The organism is Cryomorphaceae bacterium 1068 (assembly GCA_027214385.1).
In the GTDB taxonomy this organism is placed as follows: domain Bacteria; phylum Bacteroidota; class Bacteroidia; order Flavobacteriales_D; family Cryomorphaceae; genus JAKVAV01.
Window position 1 is genome coordinate 1 of record JAPVXR010000005.1, and the last position, 18,274, is coordinate 18,274.

Here is an 18,274-nt window from a genome sequence, read left to right on the forward strand (position 1 = left end):
CTTCTTACCTTCAGATGGAGTCAAAGAATTACTAGACAATGAAATAGAAAAAAGAAATACGCTTGCCATCAAAACCTAAACTGCATTAAAACGCATTTTACATTCAACGTTAGCCTGACTGTCTCCAATCAGCTCAGCCCTTCAATCTACCCCCTGCGAGCTACGAACCACGCCCTACAAAATACACCTTGGCTGAATACTGAATAACACCTGCCACCGACCACTGCCCACCCACCTGATTTCAATACAACCGAATTTCCATTAAATTTGGATATGATCAACCGGACACAATCGGTTTAATGCCAAATAAGCGCCACTAAGCCGAGCGTTCTCACGGGAGGCAACGAACTTTATTCAATCGCGAGCCACAACTAACTAAAATGCGAATAGCTTTAGCCATACTGATCGGAATACACGGAATAATCCATCTATTCGGATTTTTCAAAGCGTTTGGCATCGGCGATTTTAATGCCATTCTACTGCCCGTTTCAAAAACGTATGGCCTACTGTGGCTCCTTGCATTTTTGCTTTTTGCCGGTACGATCTTTTCGATGCTTTTCCATTCCGGCTATTGGTGGTACATCGGTTTTTTAGCCGTGATACTATCGCAGGTATTGATTTTCAGTTTTTGGTCTGACGCAAAATTCGGTTCACCGGCAAACGTGATTATTCTGTTGGCGATCATCATAGGGTATTCTGGTTTCAACTTCGATCAGAAAATTGAACGAGAAAGAATAAGCCTCTTTGAAAATGCTCAACTCCCGAGCCAAAGCATCGCCACCGAAGAAGAATTGATTGGTTTGCCATCAATCGTTCAAACATGGCTGACCAATAGCGGCGCAGTGGGCAAACAGGCCATAGCCAATGTGCATTTAGTTCAAGAACTACGGCTAAGATTGAAACCCGAGCAAACAAGTTGGAACGAGGGCATAGCAGAGCAATATTTTACCACTCAACCACCGGCATTCAATTGGAGTATCCGCACTCAAATGAACGCCATATTAAGCGTAGTAGGCAGAGACAAATTTGAAAAGGGCAAAGGTGAAATGAGCATAAAGCTTTTTTCACTTATACCCGTGGCAAATGCAAAAAATGACCAAAAGGTAGACCAAGCCACTTTGCAACGCTACTTGGCCGAAATCGTTTGGTTTCCTACAGCGGCTTTGAGCCAATATATAGAATGGGAGCGTATAGATGCCTATACCGCCAGAGCCACTATGAAGTACAATGGAACCGAAGGTTCTGGCGATTTTTACTTTAGTAAAGACGGAACCTTTGAGAAATTCGTGGCCATGCGTTACCGAGATTCTAATGATGCCGAGCCTACCGAATGGTCTGTTATGGCGACCAAAACCGAAGAAAGGAATGGGATAAAAATACCCGTTGAGTGTGAGGCCGCTTGGACCATAGACGATGGCAAACGGACTTGGTTAAAATTGAAAGTCACCGACATTCACTACAACGTAAAAGAAATGCCGGTACCCGATCAGGGAGATAACGAATAAGCCAATCATCAGCACTCCTAAGCGTCTACCAGCCCATGGCCGTTTCCCTTGTTTTCAATAGAATCAAAATTCTCCACCCTAAGCCCCACACCCTAAAAATCACGCCCTACACACTACCCACTACCCACCACTAAATACGCACTACGCCCTACGCCCTACGCTCTACGCACTACGAAATACGCACTACGAAATACGCACTACACACTACGCCCTACGCCCTACGCCCTACGAAATACGCCCTACGAAATACGCCCTAACTTAATACCACCAACCATCGACTATCGACCATCGACCACAAAACCATCTACCACAGACCAACAAAAAACCCCGACATCTTTCCGACATCGGGGTTTCAATCATACATGCTACACATATCTCCGTTTTGTTTTAATAATAAACCGTGTACTTAAGGGGATACATGTTACCAACTCACCGCTGGCAGAGGAGTGGTTAGGCCGCCATTACCAGGGCTACATCGCTGTAGGCGCTCGTCATATCGCCACTGATGGCCATTACACGAAACCAGTACATCGTGCCGCGCGTCAGGTTTTGCACCGTACCGCTGCTCTTTGACGTTACCAAGGCTACCGTCCATTGGGGCTCGGCCACCGCAGGATCGGCAGTGCTTACCTCTACCTGGTAGGCCTTGCTGTAGCTTACGGCTTTCCAGTTTAAGATTACCTCACCTTCCTTCTTGCTGCGCTCGGCCAAGAAGTCGATGGGTTGACCCAAACTCGTAGCAGGCTCACGCTGCTTGCGCACTTCAAATCCCGAGCTCTCGATCACCTCACCATCGCCATTGGCTACAAAGGCTACATATTGCCCCAATTGGCGCATCATGGCTGTAAAAGCCCGCTGCCCGTTGTTGCGGCTGTTTATCGCGCGTCTGTCGCCGAAGGCAGCCGCCTCTACGCGGTCTTCAAAAGCGTCAAGCGCGGTTTGCAAATCTGCCAGCGACGGTACAGGATCAGGAAAGCTGGCATTTCCCGTCATGTTTGCAATGATCAGACGGCCCTTGGCGAGCAAGTCTGTCGGTTTTAGGCCCGTGAGGCCCAGTTTGATTTGATTTTCCATAGTATTTAAATTTTATGGATAAATGGCTGTCCACTTTGGCGCAGCTCACAGACCTATACTAAACTGCAAAAAGAAAGTTTCAAGAAAATAGAAAATTAACATATATAAACAGACGACACGAAGCGGGGGCTGCGGCCTTAAACTATTGAAGATGAGAGAATCAGAAGGCCTTGGTCGCTATTCGAAAGATAAGAAAAAGATCCAAAAAAAGAAGACGACCAAGTGGGGCAATGATGGTCTTCACACGACGAAAGAAGACCATCACACGACGGAAGATAGGCATCAAGTGGGGCAATGAGGGTCTTCACACGACGAAAGAAGACGATCACACAACTGATGATAGGCATCAAGTGGGGCAATGAGGGTCTTCATACGACGGAAGAACACCTTCACACGAGGAAAGAACCCCTTCATGGCACGCGTTAATGCCATCAAGTGGGGAGACGGTCTGTGGTCGATAGTCGATTGACTAAGTTACAGGCCTGGTGAAACGAGCAGCACGGGAGATTTCAACTTTTATCAACAGGGTAGAGGAGGTGAAAGGGGAATTTGTATTTTGTGGGGGAATTAAGGTTAACCAAATGGAGAGACAGCCCATAGATTAGAGAATAGCTCAACCTAGTAGATAGGTCTGGGAGCACTCTGTCTTCTTGGTTGACGGGAAAAAATAAAACGACTATGAAAAAGTTACTTCTGATAATGCTCATCTCGATACCTGCGCTGGTCGTGGGGCAGGAAACGGTGAAGTATGATTATATGACAATCGTTCAGCGGGGTGACATCATCGCGATTAGTGAAGGGGAGAACTATGAAATCATCAAGATTAAAAAAGAAAAGGAAGGCGCTGATGATTATCGGCCTATTTTAAAGATGGCAGAAGCGTTTGAATTGGAGAGTTGGCAAGTTTATGAAGTAGATATGGGGGAAGCATACGGTTATGTCAGATTAGCTTTTATAATGAGGCGGGAGAAGGGATACGCAGGTAATGAAGATAAATAGAAGTGCCGCAGGGTTGCAAACCCGGCGGAGCAGATTTTTGAGTGAAAAATCGATTTCTAAAGCCTCACGTTTCTTAGCTTAGCGTTGTGCTTCACGCGAAAATGAAAAATCTTCACCTATTCATATATACGACTTTGTTAATGACATGCTTTCAGTCATGTAAAACTTTTGACGCTACAGTTGAAAGCAATGACACATGTCGAGTTCATGAATGTAAAATGAAAGTTGCTCGGACTCCGATAAAATACGGACGAGGTCCGATGAAAACTAAAATTGAATCTGACTTTTTCGATTACCCCAATACGAAGACCGACCACTATGGCGGATGCATTATAGATAAGGATCGACCTAAAATTTACAAATATTACTATTGCCAAGAATGCCAACAATTAGCGAAAAGAGAAAGAAAAAAGCACGAAGCACAACAATCGCTATAAAAACATGCCCTTCGGGCCACGTTTCATAGCGGGAATATTACCCAGCGGAGCAGATTTACCGGGCAAAGCATGGCATTAAAAACAGAATAAAATGAGTTCAACTGTCCCCACCTTTCGACAAGTCGCTTGGATCTCACTGTTCCCTCATCTGCTGGTCATGGGAATATTTATGTTGATCTGGTATCAGTTTGATACGTCCGCTTTTATTCTCTACGGAGCAGCCACTTACTTGATCCTTTCGCAATTCTTAAGACAGACCATTGCTAAGGAACATAGAAAAGGAATGGCCAGTGTGAAACGCGAAGATTTTAAAAATGCCATTCCACACTTTGAGCAGAGTTACGCCTTTTTTAAAAAGTATGACTGGGTAGACAAGTATAGATTTCTAACTTTATTGAGTTCTGGCAAGATATCGTACAAAGAAATGGCATTGAACAACATCGCGTTTTGTTATGGGCAAATGGGAAACGGAAAAGCCTCGAAAGAATACTACGAAAGAACGTTGAAAGAATTTCCCGAAAGTGGAATAGCCAAAGCCGCATTAAGGCTTTTGAACTCAATGTCCAATGAATAAATGTGCTCCGCTCCTCGGGGTATGTCACCCAGCTGAACTAAAACAAATACCGTAGTTTACATACCTAGCGGGCAAATATTTATAATTCAATAAAAATGAAAGAAGTCTTTTTTTTAATCCTTTTTGGCCTTATTTGCATGAGTGGTTTCTCGCAAGTGGTATTCGACTTTGACAAAGATGAGGCCCTATTTGAGAGAGTCATTGTAGTAGATACAATCTCCAAAGACGATCAATACAAGAGGGCTCGATTATGGATGGCTGAAAATTTGAAATCCTCAGATGAGCAAATACTGGCCGATGAGGAAAACCACGAGTTCATAATTGGAACGGGAAATGTCTTTCTCCCCGATCAGACGCTTCTAAGAGAAAAGGTCGTGAACTTCAAAATGTCCATTTACTTTCGGGAAGGCAGGTATAAGGTAATTTTCAGCGAATTGGTTTATTCATGGGTAGCGGTCAGTATGGACATGACAACGCGCACTCCTGGTATGCTAGAGCTCAATGAAAACTACAAGAAGCTTTATTCGAAGAAGAAAATTAAAAAAACAAAAGTGGAAGAAGAGATCGATACCGCTTTTGAAAACTTGCTGGATGATTTGAATGACGCAATTACAGGCGGTTCAGAAAATCATTCAGATGACTGGTAGTAAAACGGAAAATCAGTGTTACCCTTTCCTCGCTCCACAAGGCAGCAATCAGGGGAGAAGGGCTTTTTCCGCGTTTTAGCAACCAAAAAACTACGATAATGCACGCAAAGTGAAATTTTTAATATGACAGGACATATTTTCTTTTACTTGGGACTTTCACTAATGGTGATACACGAGATGGATGCAATTCGATGTAAAGAGTGGCGAATATTTCCGGGCTTATCAATGCTGAGTGACAAAATTGGACATATAGTCTTCCTCTTTTTACACATTCCCCTTTTTTACTTTGTGTTTTGGAAGCTATCGCAGAGTCAAGATGTTGAAGCATTTATCTATGGATTCAACATATTTATGATTGTGCATTTAGCTCTTCATATACTTTTTCTAAAACACAAGAACAACGAATTCAAGGATTGGATTTCTTGGTCTATAATTATTGGAGCGGGTCTATGCGGAACTCTAGACCTGTTGATTTAACCGCTACGCAGGGTATCGCACCCGCTCCGCTGGGTTTGCAACCCCCAGCTCCGCAGGATTTGCAATCCTGCGGCACTAACCTAAGTACCTCAACTCTCTGCACCAAACGAAGCCGCAATTCACCACGAAATGAAAAACCCCGAAGCAATCGCCGAAATACGAGAGTATCCACCAACGCAAATCTTGTTTCGCGTCGTATGCGTGGCTTGGATGGCTTTCGCGATGTACAAGTTCAGCATCAATCCCGTCTTCTTCGGGCTCAGTATTCTGGCCGCCCTTACTGTCTTTTTACTCATTACCCGAATGGCGATAACCGTTACGGAAAATGCGGTGAGAATCGAACACCAAAGAATACTGCCATTCCTCTCCTTAGTGCTGGTATACCCGCTGGATGAAATAGAAGAGATACAGCTCGATATGGCCGATATGAGCATAGCTCCGCGCGTGCCTACGGATATCTCCGTTCTCTTTCCAAATGCGCGGGTTATCAGGCCCGAGTCACTCAATATCAAACGAAAAGATACACCATGGAAGAAGTTCAGACTCGTCGGTACCAATGAACAATACAAAGACTTGGTCGGAATCGTACAGTCTATGATGGCTAGTCGGGATAGTAGATAAGCACCCGCTCCGCGAGGTATGCCACCCGTGCCGTGAGATTGTCAACTCGGCGGAACAGTTAAATTGTGCATGGCATCCTTCGAACCAATTTTTCTATAAATTTGAAGGGTATAATGTGGCAAAAGCAAAAGTAAAATGAGAAAAATAATGACTGGTAAGATTAAATTTCAAATTGTGTTTTTCTGTCTTGGTGCAATACTTCTTGGGGGTTGTTCAAAAGATGAAGATGACGACAATGTTGGTAGCGGTACTTGCAGTGATGGTATTCAGAATCAAAATGAAACCGACGTAGATTGTGGCGGTATATGCAGTCCGTGCAGTATGGTGCAACCCAACACGCTAAATGTAAGCAGTCAATCATTTTCTTTTGGTTCATCAAGTGGTTCGCGATCCGTATCCATAACCTCAAACGTTGATTGGTCAGTTTCCACTTCTTCATTTTGGATTAGCGCCTCTCCATCCAGCGGCAGCGACAATGGATCTATATCAGTTTCGGTAAGTTCCAATTCATCGACTAGTTCACGCAGCGGTGTCGTGACTGTATCAGGTGGTGGATTGACAAGAAATATTTCTATTTCTCAGTCGGGTGAAGATGATCCGGAGCCCACTCAATACGGTACCATATCATTTTATCGGGCAGTTGGAAACGGACCGTTTGAGTTTTACTTCGAAGGTGACTACTTAGGTACAATATACAGCACCTACTATACGAGCAATCCAGGCTGTTTTCCGAGCGGAGCAATGTACAACACGGATCTTTTGCCTTATGGGAACTATTCTTATAATGCCTACATTTTAAATGGGCTGGGGGAGATAGTATACAATTATAGCGGAAGTGTATACTTGGATAATCCATGTGAGACCGTTGGAGTAGGGCCGTGATAAGATCATCTGCTCTTTATTCCCCGCTCCACAGGGCATGCCACCCTGGGGAACTAATAAAAACCGCAGGGTATCATACACGGCGGAGCAGGTAAGACTTTTGAAAGTGGATCAACATCTTTTCTTTGGCAGGAAATTGCATCTTGCAGGGCAGTGATTAAATTAAAATGAAAACAAGACTTGTATTATTTGCCTGCTGCTTCTTCCATTTCTCAGAAATTTACAGCCAAGATGTTGAATTCCGCAGCATTATTGAAACCTGCGCACAATCAATGAATGAATTTTGGGCTGATAATGATATTGATAGGCATATCACGTATAGCGACAGCTCGAGGATCATTGGCTTTGACGAAGGGTCTGAGAAGTATGTTTTACGCGATATTGATCACGATGCCGTTTGGACTATTCAGTTTACCGAAGATTCGAGGGACTCGCTCTACTTAACCTTTGATAATGAAGGAACATGGCGGCACGTATTCCGACTTATCAATGAAGATGACAGTTGGACAGTAGTCGAACACCTGATGACTATTGCGAAAGATAAACCCGATTCAAGAGATGCTGAACGTTTCCAGGAGTTATTAGATTCTCATGAAAGCGAGAAGGCAAGAGGAAATAAGAAAAACTAAGCCCCGCAACGAAGGGTGTGCCACCCAGCGGCACTATACGCTCACTTCGGAGCCAGAAATTTAATTCGCCACCTCTGTCGTTAAATGTCAATTTATGTCGTCCTACGTATAAAAATACACCAATGAAACGCCATATAGCATTCTTCATTTTCCTGTTTTCATATTCTATCGCTACCGCTCAAGAAGTAGATTTGACCGACGAGTTTCTCCAATTGGAGGAATACCTAACGGTTATGGACTCCTTAAACGAAAGCGTTTCACAAGCTCCGGTCAAATGGCATTTATTGCACTTGCTACAAGTCATCAATGGAACGATGGCTACAGCGACCCACTCAGATCCGGATGGGTTTGAGTCAAAATCGAGTTTCGAATGGTTTTATGTTTCGACAACCGGAAAAATTCCAAGAGGAGTAGGGAAAGCTCCCGATGCGGTAAACCCAAGTTTTGACATTAGCGAAGACGACATTAGAATCGAATTGGAAGCCGCTAAGCTGAGCTTGATGCAATGGAGTGATTTGGATGACGACAACTATTTTAGACATCCCGTATTTCTTGACCTGAATAAACGTAAGCTAAAGAAGTTCCTCAAGATTCACACGCGCCATCACTTGCATATAGTGGAAGATATAGTCGAGCTTTAAAAGGAGATTGCGTTATAGGAACATATTTCATTTAGATTATGTCACCGCTGCACAGGGTACGCCACCCTGTGCTAAGTTGCAACTCATCCATGCTTCGGTTTTCACTACCGAATTTTATAGCCCTTGGCAGGTTTTGCTTACTTTTGGGATGCGAACGTAAAACCCGTAGGGCAAAATAGGCAACGCTGCGGTGCAGAGGGACAAAAATTCGACCTGAACAATCCCAAAAATAAAGTAAGGCATTTGAGCAAATTAAATTTAGTATGAAAAGAGTATTGAGACTGGCGGTCATTGTAATCGGACTTTCAACATTTTCTAGTTGTGCCATACACACCGGATATATGAACAACTCGGCATCATTGAGTCAGGCTAATTTTAGCTATACGCAAACAAGTATCTCCGGCACTGCATCTACTTTAAAGGTTTTTGGATTTGGTGGGCTTGCAAAATCGGCACTTGTGGATGACGCGAAGAAAGATATGTTGGAAAACCATCCTCTTCAATCCAATCAAGCGCTTGCCAATATTACGGTAAATTGGAAAACGGGATTCTTTATTTTTGCACAGAATCATCAATGCACGATTACTGCTGATATTGTTGAATTCAACTAATGGGAGATTGATGAAAAGAGCCGTTCTCATATTTTTGATTTTCGTTCCATTCGTGTCTTGAAAGAAGGACGACGGATGTGTGGATGAGCGTAAAAAGGGAGATTACTATTGTTTGACCGTTTACGACCCCGTATGTGGCTGCGATGGCAAGACCTATGGAAACTCTTGCGAAGCCGAAAGAGAGGGTGTGACTTCTTGGACAGAAGGCACCTGTGATTAAAGCCACACGATGCGAAGCGATTTACCGGTAGGCTAATCAATAAGGCCATGTCGGGAGCTATGCGCAAGTTCTCCGCTCCCGAGATTTTACCTTCGGTGTTATTGTTCGTTATTACTGCTTTTCAGACAGTTAGGATCTGCCTCGCCTTGGCAGCTTTTCCGAAGGGATAGGTTTAGAATTTATGTAGAAGATTGCCATGCAAGAGGATTCTAGCGTCGTATAGCAGCACTTCACCACTCTCAATTCATCTCTTCCAGTAGTTTATTGATCAGGGTGTGCGTATTCTCCAATTCCCAATCGTATTGATCGGTATCTTCTTCAATTGCCTTTTTGAATAGTTTGAAGGCTTTCAGTCTGAGTTTGGCATACTTGAGCAGAAGTGCGTTCTGTTGTATCAAATCATCAGGTAGGTCGGCCATCTCATTTGTCTTTTCTATGATTTGGATATTCTCTTCCCATTTGGGAATGATTTTTCTGTCCAGTTCGCGCAGCAGGGTATTGCTTTGTTTGGTGCCCAAATGCTCATAGAAAATCATTGTTTCCGTCTCGTTCTGAAAGAAGGTCTCCATCTCGGCATCGTATTGGTCGTAAGCTTCCGCCTCAGGCGATAAGAAGGCATAGCTCAAAAGGCCTATTGCCATTACTGCTAGCGAGATAAGTCCGATGCCTGCCGCTTTCCATGTCGAGTAGAATTGGTTTTCATGCTCCTTGTGCTGAGTCAATACCTTGCCCTGAATCTTCTCCACGATCAAATAGATAATGAGGGTGTAGACGGCAGGGATAATTTGATTGGGCACCTTATCAATGATGGATTCGGGAAGCGAGAAAATGACAATGAAGATGACCGCCGTAGCAACGAATCCAAGAATGAATGCACTTCGGCCCTTATCCGGTTGGTCCAATGAGCGGTAATTCTCTCTGATCAGGTATCCCGATGCCATAGGCCCGCCGAGGAAAGTAGCGATTCCGATGGATTTTTGAGAATAGAACTTAAGCTCCTTGGTGTCGTTTTCGTTTTCTGCCATTTCTGCGTTTTTGATGTTGCTCAGGACGTCAATTCTCTGTTTGTCTCAATTCTTCCCAAAAATAGCCAACCTTCCGCTTTTTGCAAGAGTTCTTCCAAGATCTGGACATACACTACAGCCGATTTCCTTGCTTCGCTGCCTGAGACCTCTTAGCTTAGCAAGAGCTATTATAAAGTTTAAAACACACCTATCTCAACATTCGCTATCATGGATAAACAAATAAAAAGAAAAGCACTCATCCTCTTGGCGATCGGCCTATTGATCATCGCAGCTTCGCAAGTCGTATCTCATTACATCGTACTTCCCGATTTCGCCAATGGCGTCTTGATAGGAACGGGCGTTGGCTTGTTGCTGATCGCTTTGATCTTTGGAAGTTTCAGAATGGCGAAATAGTGAATCCGCTCCGTATAGAGGCAGGCGCATCGCACACATTGAGAGACACAGATCTTAGTGGCTCCGGATTCTTATAGAAGAATGTTCTTCAAGAGGATTCGGGATGCGAACGTCAAACCCTCCGAGCTCATATTTTTGATTTCGCCCGGCAGGCTATCCCTTCGTTGAAGCAGATGCCGCCGAGATCAATCCAAGCTGGATTTGCTCAAAGAAATCTCCTGCGTATCGGGAGATTTTAGGTCTTGTTCAATATTGAAAGGGATACCGAGTTTTTTGCTTGCCCAACCCTCGCTGGTGTACATCAAGAAAGTAGAATCATCAGTGCGAACGACATCAAGCAATTGTGCAAAAGCTGCCACTCTGGGCGAATCCATCAAAAGTGCTACACGGCCTGTAGTTGTCAGCTCCTTGTTATCGGCTAAAGCTTTAGCAATTTGCTTTGTTTCTTTTACTTCCATTAACAGGGTTACACCCCTCAGGTCAACCAAAATGTCTAGGGCAGGATGGTAATCAGGGTCTTGCCATATCTTCTCTGCCCCGTTCATCCACAATGAGAAGGTGAATTCTCCCGTAAATTGTTGAATCATGAGGTTTCTCTCCTTTATAATCACATACCGCATTTCCATGGCTTGTTTTAAAACGGGCGCAAAGCTAATGGAATTTGGTAGGCGTGCATAACAACCCCGTGGCTTTTAACATAACTTGTTAATTTCCCTCTCTATGCCGGGTATGCCCCCTGTACATGAGTCACATCATTGTTAGGAGGGTATAGTCTCAATATAGTTGAGAGATAATAAGGTCACCCGCTCTTATTTCAGATGGAAGATGGAGTGCCCTTCATCATGGCACGGCCTTCTGTTCCACCGCGTACGTTTTGCGCAAGCATACCTTCTTAAAGCAGCAGAATCCCTATTTTGTGGGGAGTATAAAAACTGATCAAAATAGATTTATGGCTAAGTATTGTCTGTGGTCATGTGCAGGTATGTACCTTTATTTGAAATAAGCATAGATTTTGAAATCAAAAAACAAAAAGTATTTGGGCTTGGCAATGGCACTTGGCGTGGCCATTGGTGGTATTGTTTCGTTTGTTACAGAAGGTGGTGCCTGGATTGCGATAGGCCTGGCATTGGGAGCAGTTATAGGTGCTCGGATGGATGCCCGTGAACGAACCGGTGAGAACAACCCAAGCAATTGAAAACCCTCTCCGATAGGCTTTTCTCCGGAAAGAAGTCTCAACCAAAAAACCAAAATCCATGAAGCTCAAAGCAAGTGCTTCCATTCAAATTCAAAAGCCCGTAGAAGAAGTCTACGAAGGGATCGTAAACCCCGACGCGATGACGAAGTATTTTATTTCGGAGAGCAACGGCCGACTTGACTCGGGAGAGGACTTGCTGTGGAAGTTTCCCGAATTTCCCGACAGGTATCCCATCACAAGTACCAAGGTTGAAGCCAATCGCACGGTCTCCTTCGTTTGGGACCCTGAAACCGTGGTCACCATTGCGCTGGAAGCTCTGCCCGGCAGGAGCACCGTGGTGCGCGTAAAGGAAAGCGGCAAGGAACTGAATGAGGCAAACCTCAAGTGGGTGATTGAAAACTCGGGCGGATGGTCCAACTTTCTGGCCTGTCTGAAAGCCTATTTGGAGTATGGCATCCAATTGCGAAAAGGGGCGTATGATTTTATGTGCGTGAAATAAGTGAGCTCGCTTCCACTTTAACGTCGCCCGTATTCACTTATGCCAAATAAGTGTATATTGAAGGAGTATAAAGCACTAGATCTCACTCTCAAATATCTTCGCCATGACGGAAACATTGGACAACAAAGAGCAGACGAACACGGCCCGAAGCAATCAATCGCTGGAGGTAAGGGATAAGCTATACTTCGGCATGGTTTGGTGGGGCGTGCAATCCTGGTCCCTTGTAAACGGCTTTAAAGCCGACGGCTTCAGTCGGAAATACAAAGAAGCAAGAAAAGCCATGCGTACGGGAATGACTATATACGCGATTGGTGCGGTGGTGTTTATTTTGGTGCTCCTGCAGCAGGGGTAGGAGGTATCCCATTTGTGCACTAAAGCTGCTCCTTAAGTTTTTTGAAAACCATTTTACCTATGTCGTTTGAGTAAATTCGAAAGAGGATGAAAGTCTCGGATAAATCGGTGCGAGTTATAAATGTGGTATTAATCTTCTGCATTCTGTTTATAACGGCCGGGCGCATTTTGGAGGCAAAGGATATAAGCCTGTTGCTGTATCAGGTTTTTCATGAAATGCTGTACATTCCCATCGTCTTTATACTCCCTTTTTTCTGTTTACTCCTCTTTATAGCATTGCTCTTTAAGCGCCCAAAGTCGCGCCCTGTCTATCTCTGTTTGGTGCTGAGTTTTGCCATTTGTGCGCTGTTCGCCCTCAAATTGTATTACTTGGTTTACGAAGAGGCATTGCTCTTTTAGTTAGGTGATAGAGTTGCCAAAGGATTGATCGCAGAGCTTTCTTTTATAATCCCAACCTTTATTACCTTGCGCATGCTCAAAAGCAATACATCTTATGAAAAGAATTCTCCTCGGGCTATTGGCCCTTACGCTCACCTTTGCCGCAAAGGCACAAGAAGATGAAAAACCAACCGGCCCTTGGGATGCCAAAAACTTTGAAGGACTGAAGATGCGCAGTGTCGGTCCCGCCTTTATGTCGGGTCGAATAGCCGATATTGCTATTCATCCACAAGACGAAAGCACGTGGTATGTGGCCGTAGGTTCAGGTGGCGTTTGGAAAACCGAGAATGCGGGGATCACCTTTACACCCATCTTTGATGGAGAGGCAGTTTACTCTACTGGTTGCATCACTATCGATCCCAATAATCCGTCTACCCTATGGCTCGGTACGGGCGAGAATGTAGGTGGCCGTCACGTCAGTTACGGCGACGGAATCTACCGCAGTACCGATGGTGGAAAGAAGTGGAAGAATATGGGACTGCCGGATTCTGAGCACATTTCCAAAATAATTGTTCACCCGAGCAATAGCGATGTGGTGATGGTAGCCGTGCAAGGCCCGCTATGGAGTAGCGGCGGCGAGCGCGGTTTTTATAAAACTACCGATGGCGGCGAGTCTTGGACGCGCACTCTCGGAAATGGCGAGTGGACAGGCGTAACCGATATTGCTGTAGATCCGCGAAACCCTCAAGTGGTGTATGCCGCCACATGGGACAGGCACCGCACCATAGCTGCTTATTTGGGCGGTGGACCAGGCACCGGTCTGCACCGCAGTACTGACGGCGGCGATACGTGGGAAGAGCTGAAAGGCGGATTGCCCGAAGGCAATATGGGAAAGATCGGCTTGGCCATCTCTCCGCAAAATCCGGATGTGCTTTATGCTGCCATCGAGCTTAATCAGCGTGAAGGGGCCGTGTACAAATCAACCGATAGAGGTAGCACTTGGACCAAACAAAGCGATACGGTATCGGGAGCTACGGGGCCGCATTATTACCAAGAGCTCTATGCGAGTCCGCACAAGGAAGACCGCATCTACTTGATGGATGTTCGAGTGCAAATTTCAGAAGATGGCGGGAAGACCTTTCGGCGAATGAATGAAAAAAACAAGCACTCCGATAATCACGCAATGGCTTTTAAGATGAGCGATCCCGACTACTTGCTCTTTGGAACCGACGGTGGGCTTTACGAATCGTTTGACTTGGGCGAAAACTGGCGCTTCTTCTCCAATCTGCCTCTCACGCAGTTTTACAAATTGGCGGTAGACGATGCAGAGCCGTTTTACAATATTTACGGAGGTACGCAAGACAACAATACCCAAGGAGGCCCTTCGCGCACAGACGATTACCAAGGCATTCAAAACAGCGATTGGAAAGTGGTGCTCTTCGGCGATGGACACCAGCCTGCCACAGAGCCGGGCAATCCCGATGTCGTTTATGCGCAATGGCAGCAAGGAAATCTGGCCCGAGTTGATATGACTACGGGAGAAATAGTGGGCATTCAGCCCCGAGCGGGCGAAGGAGAGCCACATGAGCGCTTCAACTGGGACTCACCCATTCTGGTTAGTTCGCACAAGCCCACGCGCATCTACCATGGCTCATACCGGCTATGGAAGTCCGATGACCGCGGCGACAATTGGACCGCCATCAGCGGCGATCTAACCCGAGATCAAAATCGACTAGAACTTGAGATTATGGGCCGCAAGCAGAGTTACGACAATGCATGGGACCTCTATGCCATGTCGACTTTCAACACCATCACTTCGATAGCTGAGTCGCCACATGACGAGAATGTGATCTACATCGGCACGGATGATGGCCTGATGCACCGTACCGACGATATGGGCGCCAATTGGACCAAAATGGAAGTGAGCAGCATAGCAGATGTGCCCGCAACGGCTTACGTCAACGATATTAAGGTAGATCTCCATGACCCCAATACGGTATATGTAGCGCTCGATAACCACAAACATGGAGACTTGAAGCCCTACCTTTTCAAAAGTACCAATAAGGGTAAGTCGTGGACGAGCCTTACCGCCGATCTTCCTGAGAAGACGACGGTTTGGAGAATCGTACAAGACCACGAGCAGGAGAATTTGCTCTTTATCGCCACAGAGTTTGGCATCTACTTTTCAGTAAATGGCGGTGCTAAATGGACCATGATCAAAGGTGGAGTGCCCACCATCTCCTTTCGGGATATCACGATACAGCGACGCGAGAACGATCTCGTAGCTGCCAGTTTTGGTCGTAGCTTTTACGTCTTTGATGATATGAGCGTTTTCCGCGAACTCACCGAAGAAGGGATGAAAGAAGAAGCGCAGCTATTTCCCACCCGCAAAGCTTGGTGGTACATCCCGCGTCCCGATCTTGAATTTGAAAAAGGAAGGGGCTCACAAGGAGCTTCGCACTATATCGCTGACAATCCGCCCTTCGGAGCGGTATTCACTTACCACCTCGCCGAAGGCTATAAAACAGCCAAAGCCGAGCGAATGGAGGCGGAGAAAGAATTGGACAAAGAAGGGGAGGACATCCCATTTCCGGGATACGATCAGCTGGATGCTGAAACCAATGAGATGCCTGTGAGAATTTGGCTCGAAGTAGCCGATGCTCAAGGAAATCTCGTTCGCAGAGTCAATGCTCCCACTGAAAAAGGATTTCACCGAGTAGCCTGGGACTTGAGGCTTCCACCAAGTCAGGTGGTTTCGAAGGGCCAAGAAAAGATCGGCGACGATTCGGGATTCATGGCAATGCCCGGCACCTACCAAGTGCGAATTGTGAAGGAGACAGCAGAAGGCCTTATCGCTTTGACCGAATACCGCAGCTTTGAGGTAGTTCCTCTCCACAAGCAGGGCACATTGAAGAATCCTTTGGCGGATCAAATGGATGAGTTCTGGCGCGAATTCGAGAAAATCGGCACGAGCAATTCCGTAATGAACAAGCGCAAGAATACCTTGGGAGAGCAAATCAAAGCGATGGGAGTGGCCCTGGCATACGTGCGTAAAGGCAATGAGGACTTAATGGCTGAATACCGAAGCCTCCGTGACGATTTCTACGCTTTCAAAAACCGAGTTGATGGCAGCCCGTCGATCAATAAGATAGGAGAGAAGGCACCCCCGACTGTGAACGAACGGATGTGGGAGATTTACATAGCTGTAGGCTATTCTACTTATGGACCTACCGGAGCTGCAGAGCAAACCATGTCTATCTTGAAAAAAGAGATGGCGGAGCTCATGCCACAACTTGAAGACCTTGAGGCCAAAGCCGCAGCCATGAACTATAAGCTGGTAGCAGCGGGAGGACCTCCCGTGGAAGGATTTTAAGTAGAGATAACAAAATCTGAAATTACAAGACAAAAAAAGAGGCTCAATTAAGAGCCTCTTTTCACCATCAACTCGAATCCAAACGGATTCTTCAAAGCACTTCAACCTAACAAATTGAATGAGTGTGCTTAGCTTATTCAGCCATTGCTATGGCAATCTTGTTTTTTAATACTCTCGATACACCTGACTTATTGAAGTATTGGTCGAGCGTGTAGGTGTACTCCTTACAACGATTTTCTGTCAAACACTTTCTCTCAATCACTTGTGAGCCATCTTCGCTTAGGTAAAGTTCTACAATGCTCTTGGGGTTATTAATGGTATCAACTAATTTCATATATCTTTAAATTTTGGCTTACTAAAATAGATGAGGATATTTCTAGGAGCCACCTTTTAAAGAGAATTGCATTTATAATTGAAAGAATTGTAGATTTGGAATTCAAATTATGTAAATGTGCTAGAATATGCCTAAAAAGATTGACCATATAGATTCCGAGATCATTCTCAAACTAATTGACAATGCGCGAAAACCTTTTACCGAGATAGCGAAGGAGCTTATCGTATCTACGGGTACCGTGCATCAACGGGTTAAGAAGTTGGAAAACAAGGGGATTATCAACGGCTATTCCATTTCGATCAATTACCACAAATTCGGGTATACTCTTACCGTTTATGCGGGCATCTTCGTATCGACAGGCTATAGTGCCATGCAGATCATCGACGAGTTGAATGCTATTCCTGAAGTAACCGTAGCGGATTTAGCCGCTGGAACGTACAGCATCTTTTGCAAATTGAGGTGCAAGGATACCCTTCACGCGAAGGAAGTCCTATTCAGAATGCAGGATATAGAAGGGGTGAAGGGAACCGAAACCATGATCATGCTCGAAGAGCGCCTGAATGACAATAAGCGATTACTTCGTTCTATCATCGGCGATATGAAAGAAGAGATGCGATCTTAAGCTTCTCCGAGCTTTCCTTTGAGCTCTTCCACTCGATTGATCTCCGTTTGAAGATCTCTCATCAGCTTCGTTTCTTTTTCTCGAGTTTTGCGCTTGTGCTCATCAAACTCTCCTTGCAGCTGACTGAAGTCTTTCTTGGCTCCTTTAGTAGTCTTGTTTGCCGATGAGAATCGGAAATACAAAATCAACACAGCCAAAATCAGCACAAATATGATCACCCAACTAAAGGTAATGTACCCGCCTTTGGTCATATCTATTCCCAAGAAGCTCATGTGCTCTATTTGATAAGCTTGATTAGAAAGGCTGCTGTCTCTGTCGGCCAAGTTGGTCTCCAGTGTCGAAACAGTCTTTTTCAAGGAGCTTACTTCTTTATCTAGACCATTGATCTCAGCACTGTTTTCGTTCAGAGTATCCTCTACTGCCGACCAAAATCCGTCGAGCATCATCTTATCAACTACCTTATACTGCTGGTAGCTATTCGATTTCTTTTTAAGATCGATGAATTGATTTTCGAGCGTATTGGGCTTTTCAGATTCTTCATCTGCTTGAGCAAAGCCTGCAAAGGGAAGTGTAGCAAGTACTGCAATAAAAATTAACCGGCGATAAAGCATGTTTTGTTCTTTTATTCTGAGCGTAGTATAACGAGCAAAGGTAAACGACTTTTTGGCTCAAGCTGCGCTTTTACCTTGTTGATTTGTTCACAATACGAAGTAAGGACTATCAAGTTGTCAATTCAATGATTTTCTTCAATTATCGAAGTCATATAGAAATTGCTGATGCTACATAG

General features: G+C 45.0%; 23 protein-coding genes. 18 read left to right on the forward strand and 5 right to left on the reverse strand.

Annotation, left to right across the window (positions count from 1 at the left end):
* The first annotated feature begins 380 nt into the window (after positions 1-380).
* Positions 381-1,505, forward strand: coding sequence for a hypothetical protein (locus O3Q51_08240; protein MCZ4408793.1), 1,125 nt, complete (start codon positions 381-383; stop codon positions 1,503-1,505).
* 450 nt (positions 1,506-1,955) lie between these two features.
* Here the strand turns inward: O3Q51_08240 and O3Q51_08245 are convergent, their stop codons facing one another.
* Entirely contained in the window at positions 1,956-2,498 is a 543-nt protein-coding gene (locus tag O3Q51_08245) for a fibronectin type III domain-containing protein (protein ID MCZ4408794.1), read from the reverse strand.
* A 232-nt stretch (positions 2,499-2,730) separates the two neighbouring features.
* Between O3Q51_08245 and O3Q51_08250 the strand changes: the two genes are divergently transcribed.
* From O3Q51_08250 to O3Q51_08295, 10 genes are all read left to right on the forward strand, one after another.
* Complete coding sequence (locus O3Q51_08250; GenBank protein MCZ4408795.1) at positions 2,731-2,877, forward strand: hypothetical protein; 147 nt, start codon at positions 2,731-2,733, stop codon at positions 2,875-2,877.
* 380 nt (positions 2,878-3,257) lie between these two features.
* A complete protein-coding gene (locus O3Q51_08255) occupies positions 3,258-3,578 on the forward strand; it encodes a hypothetical protein (protein ID MCZ4408796.1) in 321 nt (106 codons plus the stop codon).
* 528 nt (positions 3,579-4,106) lie between these two features.
* Positions 4,107-4,589 carry a hypothetical protein gene (locus tag O3Q51_08260; protein MCZ4408797.1) on the forward strand — a complete coding sequence of 161 codons (483 nt, stop codon included), beginning with the start codon at positions 4,107-4,109 and terminating at the stop codon, positions 4,587-4,589.
* A 95-nt stretch (positions 4,590-4,684) separates the two neighbouring features.
* On the forward strand, positions 4,685-5,236 hold the full coding sequence (locus tag O3Q51_08265) for a DUF4468 domain-containing protein (GenBank protein MCZ4408798.1): 552 nt from the start codon (positions 4,685-4,687) through the stop codon (positions 5,234-5,236).
* A 606-nt stretch (positions 5,237-5,842) separates the two neighbouring features.
* The gene (locus tag O3Q51_08270; protein MCZ4408799.1) at positions 5,843-6,334 is read left to right on the forward strand and encodes a hypothetical protein; all 492 of its coding nucleotides are present in this window, start codon (positions 5,843-5,845) and stop codon (positions 6,332-6,334) included.
* Between the two features lie 147 nt (positions 6,335-6,481).
* Positions 6,482-7,216: a BACON domain-containing protein gene (locus O3Q51_08275; GenBank protein ID MCZ4408800.1), complete on the forward strand. Its 735-nt coding sequence runs from the start codon at positions 6,482-6,484 to the stop codon at positions 7,214-7,216.
* A 167-nt stretch (positions 7,217-7,383) separates the two neighbouring features.
* Positions 7,384-7,845, forward strand: coding sequence for a hypothetical protein (locus O3Q51_08280; GenBank protein MCZ4408801.1), 462 nt, complete (start codon positions 7,384-7,386; stop codon positions 7,843-7,845).
* Positions 7,846-7,967: 122 nt separating this feature from the next.
* Entirely contained in the window at positions 7,968-8,486 is a 519-nt protein-coding gene (locus tag O3Q51_08285) for a DUF1569 domain-containing protein (GenBank protein MCZ4408802.1), read from the forward strand.
* A 263-nt stretch (positions 8,487-8,749) separates the two neighbouring features.
* Entirely contained in the window at positions 8,750-9,097 is a 348-nt protein-coding gene (locus O3Q51_08290; protein MCZ4408803.1) for a hypothetical protein, read from the forward strand.
* A gap of 79 nt (positions 9,098-9,176) precedes the next feature.
* On the forward strand, positions 9,177-9,317 hold the full coding sequence (locus tag O3Q51_08295; GenBank protein ID MCZ4408804.1) for a Kazal-type serine protease inhibitor: 141 nt from the start codon (positions 9,177-9,179) through the stop codon (positions 9,315-9,317).
* 239 nt (positions 9,318-9,556) lie between these two features.
* Here the strand turns inward: O3Q51_08295 and O3Q51_08300 are convergent, their stop codons facing one another.
* Positions 9,557-10,342, reverse strand: coding sequence for a hypothetical protein (locus O3Q51_08300; protein ID MCZ4408805.1), 786 nt, complete (start codon positions 10,340-10,342; stop codon positions 9,557-9,559).
* A gap of 207 nt (positions 10,343-10,549) precedes the next feature.
* On the opposite strand from O3Q51_08300, the gene O3Q51_08305 reads away from it, so the two are divergent.
* A complete protein-coding gene (locus O3Q51_08305; protein MCZ4408806.1) occupies positions 10,550-10,735 on the forward strand; it encodes a hypothetical protein in 186 nt (61 codons plus the stop codon).
* Between the two features lie 185 nt (positions 10,736-10,920).
* Here the strand turns inward: O3Q51_08305 and O3Q51_08310 are convergent, their stop codons facing one another.
* Positions 10,921-11,322: a hypothetical protein gene (locus O3Q51_08310; protein ID MCZ4408807.1), complete on the reverse strand. Its 402-nt coding sequence runs from the start codon at positions 11,320-11,322 to the stop codon at positions 10,921-10,923.
* 425 nt (positions 11,323-11,747) lie between these two features.
* On the opposite strand from O3Q51_08310, the gene O3Q51_08315 reads away from it, so the two are divergent.
* The 5 genes from O3Q51_08315 to O3Q51_08335 all read left to right on the forward strand — a co-directional run bounded on the left by O3Q51_08315 (position 11,748) and on the right by O3Q51_08335 (position 16,531).
* Positions 11,748-11,930, forward strand: coding sequence for a hypothetical protein (locus tag O3Q51_08315; GenBank protein ID MCZ4408808.1), 183 nt, complete (start codon positions 11,748-11,750; stop codon positions 11,928-11,930).
* A gap of 58 nt (positions 11,931-11,988) precedes the next feature.
* On the forward strand, positions 11,989-12,429 hold the full coding sequence (locus O3Q51_08320; protein MCZ4408809.1) for an SRPBCC domain-containing protein: 441 nt from the start codon (positions 11,989-11,991) through the stop codon (positions 12,427-12,429).
* A gap of 103 nt (positions 12,430-12,532) precedes the next feature.
* Positions 12,533-12,781 carry a hypothetical protein gene (locus O3Q51_08325; protein ID MCZ4408810.1) on the forward strand — a complete coding sequence of 83 codons (249 nt, stop codon included), beginning with the start codon at positions 12,533-12,535 and terminating at the stop codon, positions 12,779-12,781.
* Positions 12,782-12,867: 86 nt separating this feature from the next.
* Positions 12,868-13,179 (forward strand): hypothetical protein, encoded by a 312-nt coding sequence (locus O3Q51_08330; protein MCZ4408811.1) that lies wholly within the window; start codon positions 12,868-12,870, stop codon positions 13,177-13,179.
* Positions 13,180-13,273: 94 nt separating this feature from the next.
* Positions 13,274-16,531 carry a glycosyl hydrolase gene (locus O3Q51_08335; GenBank protein ID MCZ4408812.1) on the forward strand — a complete coding sequence of 1,086 codons (3,258 nt, stop codon included), beginning with the start codon at positions 13,274-13,276 and terminating at the stop codon, positions 16,529-16,531.
* A gap of 133 nt (positions 16,532-16,664) precedes the next feature.
* Here the strand turns inward: O3Q51_08335 and O3Q51_08340 are convergent, their stop codons facing one another.
* Positions 16,665-16,865, reverse strand: a complete 201-nt coding sequence (locus O3Q51_08340; GenBank protein ID MCZ4408813.1) for a hypothetical protein — start codon at positions 16,863-16,865, stop codon at positions 16,665-16,667.
* A 127-nt stretch (positions 16,866-16,992) separates the two neighbouring features.
* On the opposite strand from O3Q51_08340, the gene O3Q51_08345 reads away from it, so the two are divergent.
* Positions 16,993-17,487, forward strand: a complete 495-nt coding sequence (locus O3Q51_08345) for an AsnC family transcriptional regulator (GenBank protein ID MCZ4408814.1) — start codon at positions 16,993-16,995, stop codon at positions 17,485-17,487.
* On the opposite strand, the gene O3Q51_08350 is transcribed toward O3Q51_08345, so the two are convergent.
* Positions 17,484-18,098 carry a hypothetical protein gene (locus tag O3Q51_08350; protein MCZ4408815.1) on the reverse strand — a complete coding sequence of 205 codons (615 nt, stop codon included), beginning with the start codon at positions 18,096-18,098 and terminating at the stop codon, positions 17,484-17,486. The genes O3Q51_08345 and O3Q51_08350 overlap by 4 nt on opposite strands.
* Between the last annotated feature and the right edge of the window lie 176 nt (positions 18,099-18,274).

Excerpts from the sequence above, each read along its gene's own strand:
- O3Q51_08240 (MCZ4408793.1), top strand. The coding sequence starts at position 381 with ATGCGAATAGCTTTAGCCATACTGATCGGAATACACGGAATAATCCAT.
- O3Q51_08245 (MCZ4408794.1), bottom strand. The coding sequence starts at position 2,498 with ATGACGGGAAATGCCAGCTTTCCTGATCCTGTACCGTCGCTGGCAGAT.
- O3Q51_08250 (MCZ4408795.1), top strand. The coding sequence starts at position 2,731 with ATGAGAGAATCAGAAGGCCTTGGTCGCTATTCGAAAGATAAGAAAAAG.
- O3Q51_08255 (MCZ4408796.1), top strand. The coding sequence starts at position 3,258 with ATGAAAAAGTTACTTCTGATAATGCTCATCTCGATACCTGCGCTGGTC.
- O3Q51_08260 (MCZ4408797.1), top strand. The coding sequence starts at position 4,107 with ATGAGTTCAACTGTCCCCACCTTTCGACAAGTCGCTTGGATCTCACTG.
- O3Q51_08265 (MCZ4408798.1), top strand. The coding sequence starts at position 4,685 with ATGAAAGAAGTCTTTTTTTTAATCCTTTTTGGCCTTATTTGCATGAGT.
- O3Q51_08270 (MCZ4408799.1), top strand. The coding sequence starts at position 5,843 with ATGAAAAACCCCGAAGCAATCGCCGAAATACGAGAGTATCCACCAACG.
- O3Q51_08275 (MCZ4408800.1), top strand. The coding sequence starts at position 6,482 with ATGACTGGTAAGATTAAATTTCAAATTGTGTTTTTCTGTCTTGGTGCA.
- O3Q51_08280 (MCZ4408801.1), top strand. The coding sequence starts at position 7,384 with ATGAAAACAAGACTTGTATTATTTGCCTGCTGCTTCTTCCATTTCTCA.
- O3Q51_08285 (MCZ4408802.1), top strand. The coding sequence starts at position 7,968 with ATGAAACGCCATATAGCATTCTTCATTTTCCTGTTTTCATATTCTATC.
- O3Q51_08290 (MCZ4408803.1), top strand. The coding sequence starts at position 8,750 with ATGAAAAGAGTATTGAGACTGGCGGTCATTGTAATCGGACTTTCAACA.
- O3Q51_08300 (MCZ4408805.1), bottom strand. The coding sequence starts at position 10,342 with ATGGCAGAAAACGAAAACGACACCAAGGAGCTTAAGTTCTATTCTCAA.
- O3Q51_08305 (MCZ4408806.1), top strand. The coding sequence starts at position 10,550 with ATGGATAAACAAATAAAAAGAAAAGCACTCATCCTCTTGGCGATCGGC.
- O3Q51_08310 (MCZ4408807.1), bottom strand. The coding sequence starts at position 11,322 with ATGATTCAACAATTTACGGGAGAATTCACCTTCTCATTGTGGATGAAC.
- O3Q51_08320 (MCZ4408809.1), top strand. The coding sequence starts at position 11,989 with ATGAAGCTCAAAGCAAGTGCTTCCATTCAAATTCAAAAGCCCGTAGAA.
- O3Q51_08325 (MCZ4408810.1), top strand. The coding sequence starts at position 12,533 with ATGACGGAAACATTGGACAACAAAGAGCAGACGAACACGGCCCGAAGC.
- O3Q51_08330 (MCZ4408811.1), top strand. The coding sequence starts at position 12,868 with ATGAAAGTCTCGGATAAATCGGTGCGAGTTATAAATGTGGTATTAATC.
- O3Q51_08335 (MCZ4408812.1), top strand. The coding sequence starts at position 13,274 with ATGAAAAGAATTCTCCTCGGGCTATTGGCCCTTACGCTCACCTTTGCC.
- O3Q51_08340 (MCZ4408813.1), bottom strand. The coding sequence starts at position 16,865 with ATGAAATTAGTTGATACCATTAATAACCCCAAGAGCATTGTAGAACTT.
- O3Q51_08345 (MCZ4408814.1), top strand. The coding sequence starts at position 16,993 with ATGCCTAAAAAGATTGACCATATAGATTCCGAGATCATTCTCAAACTA.
- O3Q51_08350 (MCZ4408815.1), bottom strand. The coding sequence starts at position 18,098 with ATGCTTTATCGCCGGTTAATTTTTATTGCAGTACTTGCTACACTTCCC.